The 17,090-nt window shown below is 34.8% G+C and carries 12 protein-coding genes and 1 rRNA gene; 5 read left to right on the top strand and 8 right to left on the bottom strand.

Annotated features, from left to right (window positions below; all coding sequences use genetic code 11):
- Positions 1-81: 81 nt before the first annotated feature.
- A 16S ribosomal RNA gene (locus MY490_RS03370) occupies positions 82-1,631 on the bottom strand.
- Between the two features lie 408 nt (positions 1,632-2,039).
- On the opposite strand from MY490_RS03370, the gene MY490_RS03365 reads away from it, so the two are divergent.
- A complete protein-coding gene (locus tag MY490_RS03365) occupies positions 2,040-2,765 on the top strand; it encodes a YwaF family protein (RefSeq protein ID WP_248267995.1) in 726 nt (241 codons plus the stop codon).
- Positions 2,766-2,904: 139 nt separating this feature from the next.
- Entirely contained in the window at positions 2,905-3,264 is a 360-nt protein-coding gene (locus MY490_RS03360; RefSeq protein WP_248267994.1) for a YgzB family protein, read from the top strand.
- 41 nt (positions 3,265-3,305) lie between these two features.
- Here the strand turns inward: MY490_RS03360 and MY490_RS03355 are convergent, their stop codons facing one another.
- The 6 genes from MY490_RS03355 to MY490_RS03330 all read right to left on the bottom strand — a co-directional run bounded on the left by MY490_RS03355 (position 3,306) and on the right by MY490_RS03330 (position 7,607).
- Complete coding sequence (locus MY490_RS03355; protein ID WP_025672070.1) at positions 3,306-3,743, bottom strand: Fur family transcriptional regulator; 438 nt, start codon at positions 3,741-3,743, stop codon at positions 3,306-3,308.
- 329 nt (positions 3,744-4,072) lie between these two features.
- Positions 4,073-4,537 carry a thioredoxin-dependent thiol peroxidase gene (gene bcp, locus MY490_RS03350; protein ID WP_248267993.1) on the bottom strand — a complete coding sequence of 155 codons (465 nt, stop codon included), beginning with the start codon at positions 4,535-4,537 and terminating at the stop codon, positions 4,073-4,075.
- 23 nt (positions 4,538-4,560) lie between these two features.
- Positions 4,561-4,968, bottom strand: coding sequence for a potassium channel family protein (locus MY490_RS03345; RefSeq protein WP_248267992.1), 408 nt, complete (start codon positions 4,966-4,968; stop codon positions 4,561-4,563).
- Between the two features lie 52 nt (positions 4,969-5,020).
- Entirely contained in the window at positions 5,021-5,806 is a 786-nt protein-coding gene (locus MY490_RS03340) for an ABC transporter permease (RefSeq protein ID WP_248267991.1), read from the bottom strand.
- 3 nt (positions 5,807-5,809) lie between these two features.
- The gene (locus tag MY490_RS03335) at positions 5,810-6,601 is read right to left on the bottom strand and encodes an ABC transporter permease (protein ID WP_248267990.1); all 792 of its coding nucleotides are present in this window, start codon (positions 6,599-6,601) and stop codon (positions 5,810-5,812) included.
- The gene (locus MY490_RS03330) at positions 6,594-7,607 is read right to left on the bottom strand and encodes an ABC transporter ATP-binding protein (RefSeq protein ID WP_248267989.1); all 1,014 of its coding nucleotides are present in this window, start codon (positions 7,605-7,607) and stop codon (positions 6,594-6,596) included. The genes MY490_RS03335 and MY490_RS03330 overlap by 8 nt, the downstream gene beginning before the upstream one ends.
- Positions 7,608-7,879: 272 nt before the next feature.
- Here MY490_RS03330 and MY490_RS03325 point away from each other — a divergent pair, with 272 nt between their 5' ends.
- The 3 genes from MY490_RS03325 (at position 7,880) to MY490_RS03315 (ending at position 15,101) form a co-directional block, all read left to right on the top strand.
- Entirely contained in the window at positions 7,880-9,181 is a 1,302-nt protein-coding gene (locus MY490_RS03325; protein WP_248267988.1) for a glutamate-1-semialdehyde 2,1-aminomutase, read from the top strand.
- A gap of 95 nt (positions 9,182-9,276) precedes the next feature.
- Positions 9,277-13,668 carry a glutamate synthase-related protein gene (locus tag MY490_RS03320; protein WP_248267987.1) on the top strand — a complete coding sequence of 1,464 codons (4,392 nt, stop codon included), beginning with the start codon at positions 9,277-9,279 and terminating at the stop codon, positions 13,666-13,668.
- A gap of 335 nt (positions 13,669-14,003) precedes the next feature.
- On the top strand, positions 14,004-15,101 hold the full coding sequence (locus MY490_RS03315; protein WP_248267986.1) for an FUSC family protein: 1,098 nt from the start codon (positions 14,004-14,006) through the stop codon (positions 15,099-15,101).
- A gap of 196 nt (positions 15,102-15,297) precedes the next feature.
- Here MY490_RS03315 and MY490_RS03310 read toward each other — a convergent pair whose 3' ends face one another.
- Positions 15,298-17,058 (bottom strand): ABC transporter ATP-binding protein, encoded by a 1,761-nt coding sequence (locus MY490_RS03310; protein ID WP_248267985.1) that lies wholly within the window; start codon positions 17,056-17,058, stop codon positions 15,298-15,300.
- Between the last annotated feature and the right edge of the window lie 32 nt (positions 17,059-17,090).

Genomic DNA, 17,090 nt, shown 5'->3' with positions numbered 1-17,090 from the left:
TTGAGAGTGAACTCTCAAAACTAAACAAAACAATGAAGAAACATTTCATACATGAACCATCGGTTCATGATGTCTCCATAGAAAGGAGGTGATCCAGCCGCACCTTCCGATACGGCTACCTTGTTACGACTTCACCCCAATCATCTGTCCCACCTTAGGCGGCTGGCCCCTAAAAGGTTACCCCACCGACTTCGGGTGTTACAAACTCTCGTGGTGTGACGGGCGGTGTGTACAAGGCCCGGGAACGTATTCACCGCGGCATGCTGATCCGCGATTACTAGTGATTCCGGCTTCATGTAGGCGAGTTGCAGCCTACAATCCGAACTGAGAATAGTTTTATGGGATTAGCTCCACCTCGCGGTCTTGCAACCCTTTGTACTATCCATTGTAGCACGTGTGTAGCCCAGGTCATAAGGGGCATGATGATTTGACGTCATCCCCACCTTCCTCCGGTTTGTCACCGGCAGTCACCTTAGAGTGCCCAACTAAATGCTGGCAACTAAGATCAAGGGTTGCGCTCGTTGCGGGACTTAACCCAACATCTCACGACACGAGCTGACGACAACCATGCACCACCTGTCACTCTGTCCCCGAAGGGAAAGCCCTATCTCTAGGGTTGTCAGAGGATGTCAAGACCTGGTAAGGTTCTTCGCGTTGCTTCGAATTAAACCACATGCTCCACCACTTGTGCGGGCCCCCGTCAATTCCTTTGAGTTTCAGTCTTGCGACCGTACTCCCCAGGCGGAGTGCTTAATGCGTTAACTTCAGCACTAAAGGGCGGAAACCCTCTAACACTTAGCACTCATCGTTTACAGCGTGGACTACCAGGGTATCTAATCCTGTTTGCTCCCCACGCTTTCGCGCCTCAGCGTCAGTTACAGACCAGAAAGTCGCCTTCGCCACTGGTGTTCCTCCAAATCTCTACGCATTTCACCGCTACACTTGGAATTCCACTTTCCTCTTCTGCACTCAAGTTTCCCAGTTTCCAATGACCCTCCCCGGTTGAGCCGGGGGCTTTCACATCAGACTTAAGAAACCGCCTGCGCGCGCTTTACGCCCAATAATTCCGGACAACGCTTGCCACCTACGTATTACCGCGGCTGCTGGCACGTAGTTAGCCGTGGCTTTCTGGTTAGGTACCGTCAAGGTGCCAGCTTATTCAACTAGCACTTATTCTTCCCTAACAACAGAGCTTTACGACCCGAAGGCCTTCATCGCTCACGCGGCGTTGCTCCGTCAGACTTTCGTCCATTGCGGAAGATTCCCTACTGCTGCCTCCCGTAGGAGTCTGGGCCGTGTCTCAGTCCCAGTGTGGCCGATCACCCTCTCAGGTCGGCTACGCATCGTCGCCTTGGTGAGCCGTTACCTCACCAACTAGCTAATGCGCCGCGGGCCCATCTGTAAGTGATAGCCGAAGCCATCTTTCAATAAAGGAACAGGAGTTCCTTTATGTCATCCGGTATTAGCTCCGGTTTCCCGAAGTTATCCCAGTCTTACAGGTAGGTTGCCCACGTGTTACTCACCCGTCCGCCGCTAACTAACGGGAGCAAGCTCCCATTAGTCCGCTCGACTTGCATGTATTAGGCACGCCGCCAGCGTTCGTCCTGAGCCAGGATCAAACTCTCCATAAAAGTTAAGTTTAAATCTTGTATTGCTCAAAAAACTAATAATTGACGTTTACTTCATGTTTTGTTTAGTTTTCAAAGTTCACTTCGCCGCGTCATTAGCGACTTTTTCATATTAACATTCTCAGAAGAGCCTGTCAACATTTATTTAAAATCTTTTTTTCGACGCCGTCATCTCTTGGCGACATAGAATAATATAACATTGATAAATCACACCGTCAACACTTTTTAAAAGATTTTTTCAAAAAATAAAAACTCTTTTCTAAAAAGAATACACATGTATTTGGACATATGAATAGTAAGTCATAATACTTTAATACAAACAAGCTGAATACACTTAAAAAGTACAATCAAAGGATCCAAACAGTAGCGAATGTCCAATATCATCTATCCGATTTGAGAGAGGTGTAAATTATGAATGGTTTCGTATTGTTTTCAAAGCAACATATTATTACATTATTAATCATTCTCGTCCTTCTAATCTGTTTGTATTACTTCAGAAATTTAATAATCAATAAGAAGAAAGTAGATTTATTCATCCGCACTCTATTAATTGTCTCAATGCTTAAAGTTGAATTTCTATTATATGGATGGCTTATTAAAACGAACAAGTGGGATTTGGGCGATTCATTACCTCTCCAACTATGCGGTATAAGTATGTATCTATGCTGTTATACACTTATTACAAAAAATTATAAAGTTTATGAGATTATCTATTTTTGGGGATTATCTGGGGCTATCCAAGCTGTACTTACTCCAGACATCAAATATAGCTTCCCTCATTTTAAATATATACAATTTTTCACTACTCACGGAGGAATCATTATTTCTATTTGTTATATGACATTTATCTTTAGATATACTCCAACTCTCCGTTCATTATTGAAATCCTTCCTCTATATAATTTTATTGGCTATACCTATTTTTTCACTGGATTATGTCATAAAAGGAAACTACTTATTTTTAAGAGCTAAACCTGCTGGAGCAAACTTGCTAGACTTTTTTGGGCAATGGCCATATTACTTAATTGTATTAGGCATAATTCTTATCCCGTATTTTTTTATTTTATATCTCCCAATTCATTTTTCTAACAAAAAGCAACAGTTAAACCAAGTACCATCCGATCATACTATCAATTAATTAAAGTTAGGAATGTCCTGTATTTCACTTAAATTCTAAATTCATCAATTTCATTAAATAAGTTCGAATTGTTTTCCATGTTGGCACTAACATTTTCTATCTCATTTATGCTATATTTACAATGAATGGGGTGGACAAAGTGGCAAAAAAGAAAAGTAGTAAAATTAATAATATAAGAACGTTTGCACTTTCATTATTATTTATTGGCTTCATCATTATGTATGGTGGTGTATTTTTCAGAGAGCATAAGATTGTCATGACAGTCTTTATGCTTGTGGGATTTTTAGCGATTATTGGTAGTACAGTTGTTTATTTTTGGATCGGAATGCTGTCTACAAAAACAATTCAGGTCATCTGTCCGAATTGTAACAAAACGACTAAAATGCTTGGTAAAGTTGACATCTGTATGTATTGTAATGAGCCACTTACATTAGATCCTTCATTAGAAGGAAAAGAATTTAATGAAAAATATAATAGCAAACGCGATGCTAAACAATAGCATAATAAATAAAGCACATTACAATTATGTAATGTGCTTTATTATGATAATGTTTTTTCTTTACATTTAGGACAAATACCGTATACTTCCATTCTATGATTGGTTACTTCAAATCCCGTTTCCTTTTCAACATAAAGATTGATTCCTTCTAACCCGTCGTAATGAAAGTCATTCATTTCACCACATTTTTCACAAATAATATGATAATGATCAGTTGTTATATAATCAAAACGACTAGAAGAATCACCGAAGTTTAATTCTTTAACCATTCCTACTTCACGTAATACTCTGAGATTATTGTAAACTGTTGCCACACTCATATTTGGAAATTTTCCCTCAAGTGCTTTATAGATTTCATCAGCAGTTGGATGTGTTCCACTTCCTATTAAATATTCTATAATTGCATGCCTCTGAGGTGTAATACGTACGCCGCTATTCTTTAAATGTAAAATTGCATCTTGAATATTTTCTTTATGCAACGCCGCTCTCCCCGTTTCTATAAAATAGTTCCAAAATTAATTACTTATTATTAGTTTATTCAACTGCAAGAATATTTGTCAACTTTTTGAGAATTTCTTAAAAAAATTAGCCAATGCTTGTATTTTATATACGAAAACAAAAAAAATGTGCGAGAAATCTCTCGCACTTCAATATGCTATCATCTGAGGAGGTATGCCCTATACTCCAATATATTCTCTAAAGCAATATAGGTATAGACGAAAAGCTCGATTATTTTAGATAAAACGATTCTTTCTCAAAAAAACTTAACATATATCAAGTTAATTAACCCAAATAGTTTGTACAAATTTTAAGAACGACTAATCACACTATAAACATCTTCAACATGATTCTTTACTCTAACCTTTTGCCATATATTTTCGATACAACCTTCTTCATCAATTAAAAATGTTGTACGTTCTATTCCCATATATTCCTTACCAAAATTATTCTTTAACTTCCATACATCATATAACTTTGCAACTTCAGTTGTTTCGTCTGAAAGTAATAAAAATGGTAATTGATGTTTTTCTATAAATTTTTCATGTCTTTTTATCGGATCAGGACTTATTCCTAAAATAACAGTTCCACTATTCATAAACCTTTCATATGAATCTCTAAAGTCACAAGCTTCCGTAGTACAACCTGGTGTCATATCCTTTGGGTAAAAATATAGAACTACTTTCTTACCTCTAAAGTCTGATAAAGATACATCTTCTCCATTACTTGCTGGTAAAGTAAATTCCGGTGCTTTGATTCCAATTTCAACAGTCATAATAATCTCCTTAATCATAAATATTAATGTTCTTCTTTAAATACTTGTAAAACAAAAGCCGCTGGCATCGTATAACCGATGAGCGCTTCAACCATGGCAACCCATCTGCCGATTCCCACTGGTACAATATCCCCATAGCCTACAGACAAAAGGGTGATTGCGCTAAAATATAAGCATAACCCCATTATATGGTAATTAGTCCCTTCAATAGGAATAGAATGCTCAATTAAAATTGGATGTGGCCCGTGCTCTAGTATAAAATACACTGCGCTAAAGCCGATAAGTACCGTTCCATATATTAAAAATAGAAGAATGTAATTATTAATTGAAATAAGACTTTTATTGACTTTTGTAGTTGAAGTATTCCATAAATACACTAGACTATACAAAATTGCAAAGATAGCAATAAAAAAGAAAAAAGCAGTTCCCATTCCAATCACCTCATTTCAATTTATGAAACAAGCTATTGAAATAGAATACTGCTTAGTTACCTGCACCTTTATATTTTTTTACACCTTGGTTCCAAATTAAAACAGATATAACAAAAACAACTAATCCCATAACAGGCGTTAAAAATGAATAGACATACCATTCACTTCTACGTAAAAAATACGCAGCCGGATAAACACCAACAAAAGCAAATGGTAAAATCCATGTTAATACAAAGCGAATGATTGGATGATAAATATTAATCGGATAACGACCATAGTTACCTATATTATACATTAACGGCATAATTGACGTTCTTGCATCTGACCAAAAACCGATACTTGCTAAAGCAATAAAGATTCCGGCATATACAAACATTCCACCAAAAGCCATTAATAGAAATAATAATGGATCATACCAAGTGATTGAAAGTCCTAATTTAAAACCTGCATAGATCATAATAATCAATCCAGTAATAGCACCTAGTAACGATTCTAACTCCATTTTCTCTAATATTACTTGAAAAAGACTATGAATTGGTCGAGTTAAAATACGATCAAACTCTCCCTTTACAATGTAACGATCATTAAAATCCCATATATTAAAAAATGAAGCAAAAAGAGCAAACGGAACTAAAAAGAAACCATAGATGAATACAATTTCGTCTCGGTTCCATCCTTCAATAAGTGAAGTATGATTGAAAACTAATAATATAAAAATTAAATTTACAGCCTGAGCCATCAAGTCTGATAAAAATGATAAAAAGAAGTTTGCTCTATAGTGTAATTTCGTTTTTAAATATTGACCTGAATATTGAAGAAATATATTTAAATAAAACATTCTTTAACCTCCTTGTATAACAAGATGCTTTTTAGCTTTATACCATATAAGAGTAATAGGGATAGATAAAATAATGATCCAAATTACTTGAAATAAAAGGCCCCTTAAAATCAATTCACCTTTTATGCCGTGAGCAAAAATCATACTAGGAATATAGCTGATCCCTTGAAATGGTAAGTACTTCATTACATCTTGTGCCCAAACCGGAAAGAACGTGATCGGAATCGTTAAACCTGAAAATAAATCAATGATGACACGTTTAGCTTGAATAAATCCCATATTATTTTGAAGGAAGAATGCCATTAAACCTGTTAATAAATTCAATTGTGTATTAATTGCAAAACTGAAAATAGAAGCAATTAAAAATAAACCTAAAGTTTTTAAATTAAATGAAACATCTAAACGAAAAATTAAAGCAACTATAATAAAGCCTGGAATTGAAAAGAAAAAGAATCTAAAAATCCCCTCACCTAACCCTTGCATCACTTTAGTAAGTAAATAGTTATAAGGTCTAATAAGTTCTATTGCCACTTTACCTTCTACAATTTCTTCAGCAATTTCACGGTCAAGATTATTAAAATAAAATGCCCTTGCCATCCAGGCAATTGCTACATAAGTAGTCATCTGGTTTACTGACACACCTTGAATTGATCCTTGGTGACCATAGATCGCTTTCCATAAAAAGAAATAAGCACCTATATTAATCGTATAAATAACAATCCCAGTGTAATAATTAGTACGATACGCTAACATCATTAAAAAACGGATTCGAATGATTTCAATATACTTACTCATTACTAATACCTTCTTGATAGATGTTTCGGATAATTTCTTCTGTCGAAATCTCTAACATCTTCATATCTTTAACTGGATTTGATTGAACTACTTTTGCAATAATCATAGAGATAAGTGTTTCATCATTCGGTAATGTAACACTCCAACTATTTTCGCCTTCCTCTTCCTTCCATTTTACATCAGCTCTTCCGATCAATTCATTTAATGTAGTATGATTTACTGGCTTAATAAACTGGAATTGAATTTCTTTCTCTTCGCCCCATTGCCCTTTTAACTGTTCAAGTTTTCCATCATAAATGATTTTTCCTTCATCTAACATAACTACTCGATCACATAATGCCTCAATATCAGAAATATCATGGGTTGTTAAAAGAATTGTTGTGCCATATTTTTGGTTTAACTCTTTTAAAAACTCGCGAATTTTTAATTTTACTAATACATCTAATCCAATTGTTGGCTCATCTAAGAATAATAAAGGTGGATTATGAATTAACGCAGCAGCTAATTCACATCTCATTCTTTGACCTAAAGATAACTTTCTTACAGGTTGATCTAATAAAGGCTCAATATCCAAAGTCTTTATGATATAACCCATATGTTCTTCATATTGCTTATCTGGTATTTGATAAACTTTTTTTAGTAATCGAAATGATTCTTGTACTGCAATATCCCACCACAATTGAGATCTTTGCCCAAATACGACACCTATTGATTTAACAAAACGCTCTCGATCTTTTTGAGGGTGGTAACCATTAACTGTTACATCTCCAGAAGTAGGCGTTAATATTCCCGTCAACATTTTAATTGTAGTCGACTTCCCTGCACCATTCTCCCCGATATAAGCCATCATTTCACCTTTTTTAACAGAAAAGCTTATATTATTAACGGCTGTTTTTGTTTTATAGTTTCTTGTAAACAAATCTCTAAATGCACCTTTTACACCAGAGCGACTCAAGAAGGTTTTAAATTCTTTGTGTAAGCTTTGAACTTCGATTATGTTTTCCATAGACTGCCTCCATTTTTTATTCCGTCGCTTAGTGTATTTGAAATACGAACTAAGTACAATAAAAAAGTACTAAAAAGTAGTTTCCAATTTTTTTCGGCCTGTTTTTGTAAAAAATATAGATTCTACAAAATGTTCAAATTTCTTTTCAAATTGTAAAGGCTTACATTTACCACGAGCTAAAATTTCGTGCTAGAATGTAATTTAACCACATAAATAATGTAAAGATGCCGGTTAAATTCTTTCATTTTTTTATCAATAATGGGAGGTACTCCATGAATAATCAAAAGTCAATTGAAATACATAATGAAGCTTTAGAACACATCGTTGGAGGAGTAAACAGTCCTTCAAGATCGTTTAAAGCAGTTGGTGGCGGAGCTCCTGTCACAATGAAGCGTGCAAAAGGCGCATATTTTTGGGATGTTGATGGCAATCAATATATAGATTATTTAGCAGCATACGGTCCTATTATCACAGGCCACGCTCACCCACATATTACAGCTGCAATCACAAAAGCAGCAGAAAATGGTGTCCTTTACGGTACTCCTCATGAACTTGAAGTACAATTTGCCAAAATGTTAAAAGAAGCGATTCCTAGTATGGATAAAGTCAGATTTACAAATTCAGGTACTGAGTCCGTAATGACAACTATTCGTGTAGCGAGAGCATACACTGGTCGTACTAAAATAGTTAAATTTGCTGGATGCTATCACGGTCATTCAGATTTAGTTCTTGTTGCTGCTGGTTCTGGACCATCTACTCTTGGTACTCCTGATTCCGCTGGTGTACCACAAAGTATTGCTAATGAAGTTATTACTGTTCCATTTAATGACGCCAAAGCATATGCAGAAACAATGGAAAAATGGGGTCATGAAGTAGCTGGTGTACTTGTTGAGCCAATCGTCGGTAACTTTGGAATCGTTGAACCAAAAGAAGGATTCCTAGAAGCTGTAAATGAAATTACGCATAATCATGGTGCATTAGTCATTTATGATGAAGTAATTACTGCCTTCCGATTTATGTATGGAGGAGCACAAAATTTATTGGGAATTGAACCAGACTTAACAGCACTTGGCAAGATTATCGGCGGTGGATTACCAATTGGAGCTTATGGTGGTAAAAAAGAAATTATGGAAACAGTTGCCCCACTTGGTCCTGCATATCAAGCTGGTACGATGGCAGGTAATCCAGCATCAATTGCAGCTGGAATTGCATGTCTTGAAGTATTAAAACAAGAAGGTGTCTATGAAGAATTAGATCGTCTAGGAGCTATTCTTGAAAAAGGTATTCAGGAAAAAGCTGATGAGCACAACATCCATATAAAAATCAACCGCTTAAAAGGGGCCTTAACTGTCTATTTCAACGTTGACGAAGTAACAAATTATGAAGAAGCAAAAGAATCAGATGGAGAAGTTTTCGGTAGATTTTTTAAGCTACTTTTAGAAGAAGGTATTAATCTAGCGCCATCAAAATATGAAGCTTGGTTCTTAACTACAGCTCATACTGAACAAGATGTTCATCAAACTATTAACGCTGTTGGTAACGCGTTCCTAAAATTATCTACGATTAAACTATGATATATCTGAGGTCACTACAACTTGAAGTGACCTCTATTCATACATAGTTAATTCTGAATAATCAATTTTTTTACCATAAAATAGGAGGTAGTTAAATGAAATTTCAAACAAAAACAGAATGGTCACCAGGTTTATTTAGAGATTATTACAATAATGAACACGATGCATGTGGGATCGTTGCCTTTATCAATCGTTCTATAACTCAAACAAGAGATACGATCGATATTGCTGCCGAAAGTTTACGAAAGATGAATCATCGAGCAGGATTTACAAACGGTGAAGGCGATGGTGTAGGAATTCAGACTGACATCCCTACTCTACTTTGGCAAGAAAAACTTACATCTGTAGGAATTAGTCCAGAAGTCGTTTCACACCCTTCATTTACAGTTGGACATTTCTTCTTAGATGATAAATCTGAAATACAAACATTGCTCCAAATTTTTGAAGAAAATGGTTATGAAACTTTATATCATAGTTGTAATCAAACCTTTACTTCAGCACTTGGGCCAATCGCTCAAGCAGTAGAACCTGAGTTCTTACAAGTAGCACTACTCCCAATTAAAAATCACCAAATTACAACTCTATTTGATTTAACAAATATTATTAGCAAAAAAACAAATGTAACTGTTGTCTCTCTCAGTCAATCAACTTGTGTTTATAAAGTAATGGGAACAATCGATACTTTATTGTCATACTATTCAGATTTACAGCATCCTAATTTTCAATCATCTGTTGTGGTAGGTCATAATCGTTACTCAACAAACACATCTTCTTCGTTTTCAAGAGTTCAACCATTTAGCATGCTAGCTCATAACGGAGAAATTAATACAATTGAACAATTAAGAATTGAAGCAAAACAAATAGGCGCAAATATTAAGCATGGAAATAGTGATTCACAAGATGTAAATATAACACTTGAGACGCTTATTCATAAATATAACTACTCTTTGAAAGAAGCAATGGAACTGTTATTCCCACCTGTACCTGCAGAATATGAATCAGATCCAGAAGTAAACTCCATTTACAACACGATTCGAAGTACATTCGGTCCATATTGTCAAGGTCCCGCAGGTGTACTTACAAGAGAAGGAAATGAATTTGTTGCTAGTGTAGACGCTTTAGGTTTACGTCCTGTTTGGTTATTAGAAACAAATGATTATTATGTATTTTCATCCGAGCAAGGCATCCTTTCTCCAGAATTATTTATATCTGAGCCACATGCTCTTTCGCCTGGAGAAAAAGTCGGAATTAATCTATTAAAAGACCGTGCTCAACTATTAACACACCGTGAATTATCGCATTTCGTTACAACGAAATTAAATGAAAAATTAACAATGAATCTAGCAAATAAAGAAGCAAATTCAACCGATTACGTAGAACACTCACCTCCTTCAATTCATCCGTTTGAATATGGAGCTTTCGGATGGCAAAAGGAACAAATCCAATTAGTTGAACAAATGGCAGAAAAAGGTGCAGAACCTATTCGTTCATTAGGGCATGACGCACCATTAGCATGTTTAGATGAAGCTAGAAAAAATCTTTCTGACTTTATGAAAGAAACAGTTGCAGTAGTAACAAACCCTGCAATCGATCGTGATCGTGAAACAGAGCATTTCTCTATTTCTGTCATATTAGGAAAAAGGCCATCCATTACAAAGAAAGATTCAGGAATTGTTTTACAACTCCCTTCTCCGATAATAGGTGATGGTTTTGTAGGAAATACGTTAAAAGCTAGTCGTCAACAAATTTCGTATGAAGAGATTCTAAATCTATATCAATTAGAAAATAAACTTTATAAAATTCAAAGTACATTTTCTAATTTACCTTTAGAAGAAACATTGTCCCAATATAAATACGAAGCAATTGAAGCCGTAAAAAATGGTGCAGAATGTATTGTTATTACCGATGATGAAGCTCATAAAAATAATCAATACTGGATTGATCCTGCTCTTATTACAGCAATAATCCATAATGGACTTGTGAATGCTAAGTTAAGAAGAAACTGTTCGATTATCTTAAAGACAGCTGCAGTGCGTAATCTTCACGATTTAATGGTAATGAAAGGTTTAGGAGCAGATGCAATTAATCCTCATTTCCTTTTTGGAACTATTTCAGAATTGGAAGCTCCTGAAAAAATAGTAAAACTTTATGATGTTTTAAATAAAGGAATCGAAAAAGTAATTTCAACAATAGGTATGCATGAGCTACGAGGCTACGCAAAAATGTTCAGTAGCATTGGATTACAAGAAGATATCGCTTCGTCTTTAGGCGTTATAAATTTCTTCGGTGATCAAACTGTTTCTGGATTCAAATTATTAGAGGCTGATTCGAAAAAACGTTCTGAAGATTACAACGCAAATAACGCAACTATGCCAAAATCTTTCCATGTATTCCCTCGAATTTGGAAAGCTATTGGAGAAACGGCACAAACAGGTAGTTATGAAACATACCGTCAAAAATTAAATCAAATTGAAGAAGAGCGACCAACTACAGTACGTCATGCGCTTTCTTTAGTTGAGAGTAGTAAACCAGTGGATTCTAGTCAGGTTTCATTAGAAATAGGTACTCACTCACTACCATTTATTATCAGTTCTATGTCATTCGGATCTCAAAATGAAGTTGCTTTTAGAGCATATGCTGAAGGTGCAAATCGGCTGAATATGATTAGCTTAAATGGTGAAGGTGGAGAAATCCAAGATATGATTGGAAAATATCCAAACACTCGTGGACAGCAAATTGCTTCAGGTCGATTCGGAGTTAATGCTAATTTACTTCACTCTTCTAACTTAATTGAGATTAAAATTGGTCAAGGTGCAAAACCTGGTGAAGGTGGTCATTTACCTGCTTCAAAGGTTACACAGAAAATTGCGGAAACGAGAAATGCAACACTTGGTTCTGATTTAATTTCACCTTCAAATAATCATGATATTTATTCCATTGAAGATTTAGCTCAAATGATAAGTGAGATTAAAGCTGTTAATCCTAAAGCAAAAGTTGCTGTAAAAGTCCCTGTTGTTCCAAATATCGGCACAATTGCTGTTGGTATTGCAAAAGCAGGTGCAAACTTTATCAATATTAGCGGTTTTGATGGAGGAACGGGTGCTGCCCGTGTTCATGCAATTCAAAATGTAGGTTTACCAGTTGAAATTGGTGTTCGTGCAGCCCACAATGCACTACTGGAATCTGGTTTACGTAATTCTGTCGAGATTTGGGCGGATGGCGGAATGAAAAGTGTTAATGATGTAGTAAAAATGATGATACTTGGTGCAAACCGAATCGGATTTGGAACTTTATCAATGATTGCAATCGGTTGTACGACTTGTCGTGGTTGTCATTTAGATACATGTCACGTTGGTATTGCAACACAAATCGAATCCGAAATTGAAGCAATGCGTCACGGTTTACGAAAATTCACACCTAGACAACTAGAAACAGCAGTGACAAATTTAGTACAATTCTTCACTGCATTCAAAGATGAATTGCAAGTGATTGTTGGTTCACTAGGAGTAAAAAATGCTCAAGACCTTGTTGGTAAAACTGAATTTTTAAAACAAACAAGATTTTTAGATACGCTAAATTTAACTAATTTATTATCTTCTATTAAAATTGAGAAAAAAGAATACGTACTATCGAATGGAGAATCTGCTAAAGTACTTCAAAGTAATGACGTTGGTGTTTTTGCAAAGGTTGACAATGAATATCGCCATGCCGGCAGTTTATTAATCCATGACCTAGTAGTAAAAAAACAAACCAAAGGTGTAGCTTCCCCTGTCGAAATTAGCTTCGAGGATCAATCCATTCCTGGAAATGGCTTAGGAACTTATACAGTAGAAGATTATTCTGTATTCGTTCAAGGCGGAGCTCAAGATGGAGTAGCGAAAACTGCTTTTGGTGGAACGATTTTTATTAGTAAAGCTTTAGGTGCTAACGGACAATACTTTGGTGGTTCAGTCGGAAAATGCTTTGCATATGGAGCACAAAAAGGACAATTCTTTATCCAGGGTAACGCTGACTCGCGAGCAGGCATTCGTTTATCAGGAGCAGATGTTGTAATTGGTGGCCGTAATCAATCTAGTCAACCTATTTCACAGAAAACTCGTCTAGGTGCAAAAGCAAATATAAACGGTTTTGCTTTTGAATATATGACTGGTGGTCGTGCAGTTGTTCTAGGAGATCCAGGTCCATGGATGTGTGCTGGTATGACTGGCGGAGTAATTTACGTTCGAAATTCATCTGAATTAGGCCTTACTAAGGAAGCTTACCAAAATCGAATCGCAAAAGGTGCAAGTGTAAGTATTGTACCTGTCGATGAAACTGGTAAAAACGATCTAAATGAATTGTTAGTGAAATATATATCACTTTTAACTCAGCATAATCAGCATGACGAAGCTGAATTTGTTCAAAGTTTATTAGACGACATTGAACAAAACTTCTTACAAATTAAACCTAAAAAAGAACAAGCGGATCCGTCTGTTTCAACTGAATGATTTTATAAAAAAGAAGCGAAATCTTTCGCTTCTTTTTTCATTATTTAATAGTAAAGCCCTTTCATTTTTAAGTTCGAAATCTTTTAATTTAACTAACAATTTAATCTTTTTTCTCAATCATATAATTAACATAATTTCTTAAAAAATTGTATTGATAATGCGTGTAGTTCATTGTATAGTTACAGGATGTTACATGAGAAAAAATAAAAATTACTTTTAATTGAAGCAATTTTGAAAAACACTCAATGTAATAAAAAGTAGTTTAGTAGTAATATAGTTAAACGTTCATATTTCATTACAAGCATTAAGCTAGACAAACAAAAAGGAGTAATACAATGAGATTAGGAGCGCGTGTTCTAAAAACTGGTATAGCTATTACGCTCGCCATTTATAGCGCGATGTTTTTTGATTTATCTACAGCTTCGATTGCAGGTATCTCTGCTATTTCGGCATTAAAATCATCAGTAAACCAATCATATAAATCGTTAATTGAACAACTTCAAGCTAACTTGATTGGTGCGATACTGGCAATTATTGCAGTGATTACTCTAGGGAATAATCCAGTAATTATAGGATTTACATGTATTCTCGTGATTATCATTACATTAAAACTAAAACTCGAAAATACAATTGCTACAACTTTAGTTACTGTAGTCGTTATTATGGAGGTAAGTACAAGTACCGAACACTTTGCCATTTTTACTTTCGATCGTATTTTGGCAGTAACAATTGGTGTTTTAGCTGCATCATTTGTAAATATTTTCTTAATGCCTCCAAATTATGAAAAAAAATTATCTCGTGGTATGATTTCCATTACTGAACAAACAAATAAATTAATGATGATGGCTCTACACAAAACTGTTAGCCATAATGGATTAAAAGATGAAATTTATCAATTAAAAGAAATCATGAGAAATGTTACAAAAATATATCGATTATACAAAGAAGACCGAATTATTCTTGTTGGTCGTAAGAAAAAAGAGCATGAAAAATCTCGTAAAATCGTATTGTTTAGACAAATGCTTGTCACAGCCGATAATGCATTTGATACGTTAAAAGCTTTAAACCGATTAGAATATGAAATTAACGCATCTCCAAAAGAGTTCCAAGATTTAGTAAAAAATGAACTAACTTGCTTAATGCAATTTCACGAACATGCTTTAATGAAATTAATCGGTAAAGTAAACTTTGATCAAACTGCTCCACTTCATAGAGAAGAAAATATATTAAAAGATAAATTAACAAAGGCATTCTTGGACCACCATGATCTTAATGACGAAGAAAAACAAAAAACATGGTTACATTTATTCCAAGTAGTATCTGCCATTTTAGAATATAGCGAAAATGTTGAGCATTTAAATACGCTCGTTGATAGCCATCAAACTTATCACAAAGAATACCAAGTTCAAGTTGAACAGGTCGAAACAATGTAAAAGCCTCCAATTGTGGAGGCTTTTATTCTTGAAACTTTAATTGCAGTTTTGCTGATATTATTTGCGATTCTAGTATTTTATTTGCATTTCTGCCAATTTCATTTTTGATTTTCGGATTTTATTTGCAGTTCGTTGTTTAATTTACACTTACTTCTTCAAATAAAAAAAGCACAAAGAATATCTTTGTGCTAATCTTCTATACTGAACTCGAACTAGTTTCTAAATTTTGAATTTCAAACAAATGATAGTAAGCTTCTTTTTTTGCCATTAATTCCTCATGAGAACCGATTTCGACAATACGACCTTGATCAATATAAACGATTTTATCTACATGTGTAATGGTAGATAATCTATGTGCAATAAATATTGTTGTACGGTTCTTTGCTAATTCATGAATCGCGTCTTGGATATACCTTTCATTTTCTAAATCAAGAGCTGAAGTAGCTTCATCAAAAATTAGAATAGAAGGATTTCTTAAAAATACACGGGCTATTGCTACACGTTGTTTTTGACCACCTGAAAGCTTTACTCCTCTTTCCCCAACAAGCGTGTCATATCCATCTGGTAAACTCATGATAAAATCGTGTGCATTGGCTGCTTTGGCAGCTGCAATAATTTCTTCTTCACTAGCTCTCGGATTGCCATAATGAATGTTCGATTTTACAGTATCACTAAAAAGAAAATTGTCTTGTAAAACAATACCGATTTTTTCACGCATACTTTTTAAATCAAAGTCCCTTATGTCAACACCATCAATTTTAATAGAACCTTTTGTTACGTCATAAAATCGTGGTATTAAACTAACTAACGAAGACTTTCCACCACCACTCGATCCAACCAATGCAATCTTTTGACCAGGTTCAATTTGAAAAGTTACATCTTGAATGACTTCATCATCAGCGGCATTATATTGAAAAGATACGTGATTAAAGTGTATTTGACCATCTAACTTCTTGGCATAAATTGGATTATCCCGATTAACGATATCATACTTTTCATCCATTAATTCAAAGACACGATCCATCGATGCAAACGATTGTGTTAATGATGTTGAAGAATTCGCTAATCTTCTAAGTGGATCATATAAACGATCAATATATCCGACGAATGCCACCATCTCACCAAGTGTTAAGTGACCATGAATGACTTGATATGCAGAAAAACCGATAATTAATAATGGTCCAATATCAGTTAATGTATTAATAATTGTAAACGTACTCGCATTCCAACCTGTATGTTTAAGAGCACGATCTAAAAACTCACCATTTTTTTCTTTAAATAGTCCGCTTTCATAATCTTCCAATGCAAAACTTCGTGTTACTTGCATCCCTTGAATTCTTTCTGTTAAGAACCCCTGTAAAACAGCTAAGGCTTGAGATCTTTGGCGAGTCAAAAATCGAAGTCGACCGAAAAAGTACTTTACTGCTAATGTATAGAACGGCAAAACGATTAATGATACAAGCGTTAACTTTACATCCATTGTTAACATGATTGTAACTGTAATTAAGATTGTTATTAAATCTAACCAAACATTCATCAACCCAGTAATAACAAAGTCTTTAGTAGATTCAACATCATTTATTACTCGTGAAATGACTTCACCCGTCTTTGCATTAGCATAATATCTTAAGCTTAGTTTTTGTAAATGTTTAAATAAATGATCTCTAATATCAAATAAAATTCGACTACCGATATATTGAGCGTAATACTGTCTGAAATACTCAATAGGTGGTCTTACAATAACAAAAATTCCAAATGCAATTAGCATGATGTAGATAAGATGTGAGCTTTTGGTTGCAATTGGTAATGATGAATTAATGATGTTATCAACTACATATTTTAATAAAAACGGTAATATCAATGGGATTCCAAATTTAACGATACCAATAGCAATCGTTAAAAAAATATGAAATCGATATGGTTTAACAAATTTTAAATAACGTTTAATACTTCCCATATTTTCATCCTTTCATATCATTCAAAAAGAAA

Origin of the sequence: Gottfriedia acidiceleris (assembly GCF_023115465.1) — a bacterium.
In the GTDB taxonomy this organism is placed as follows: Bacteria; Bacillota; Bacilli; order Bacillales; family Bacillaceae_G; genus Gottfriedia; species Gottfriedia acidiceleris_B.
Note: the sequence above shows the minus strand (reverse complement) of the source record. Positions and strands in the feature narration are given on the sequence as shown.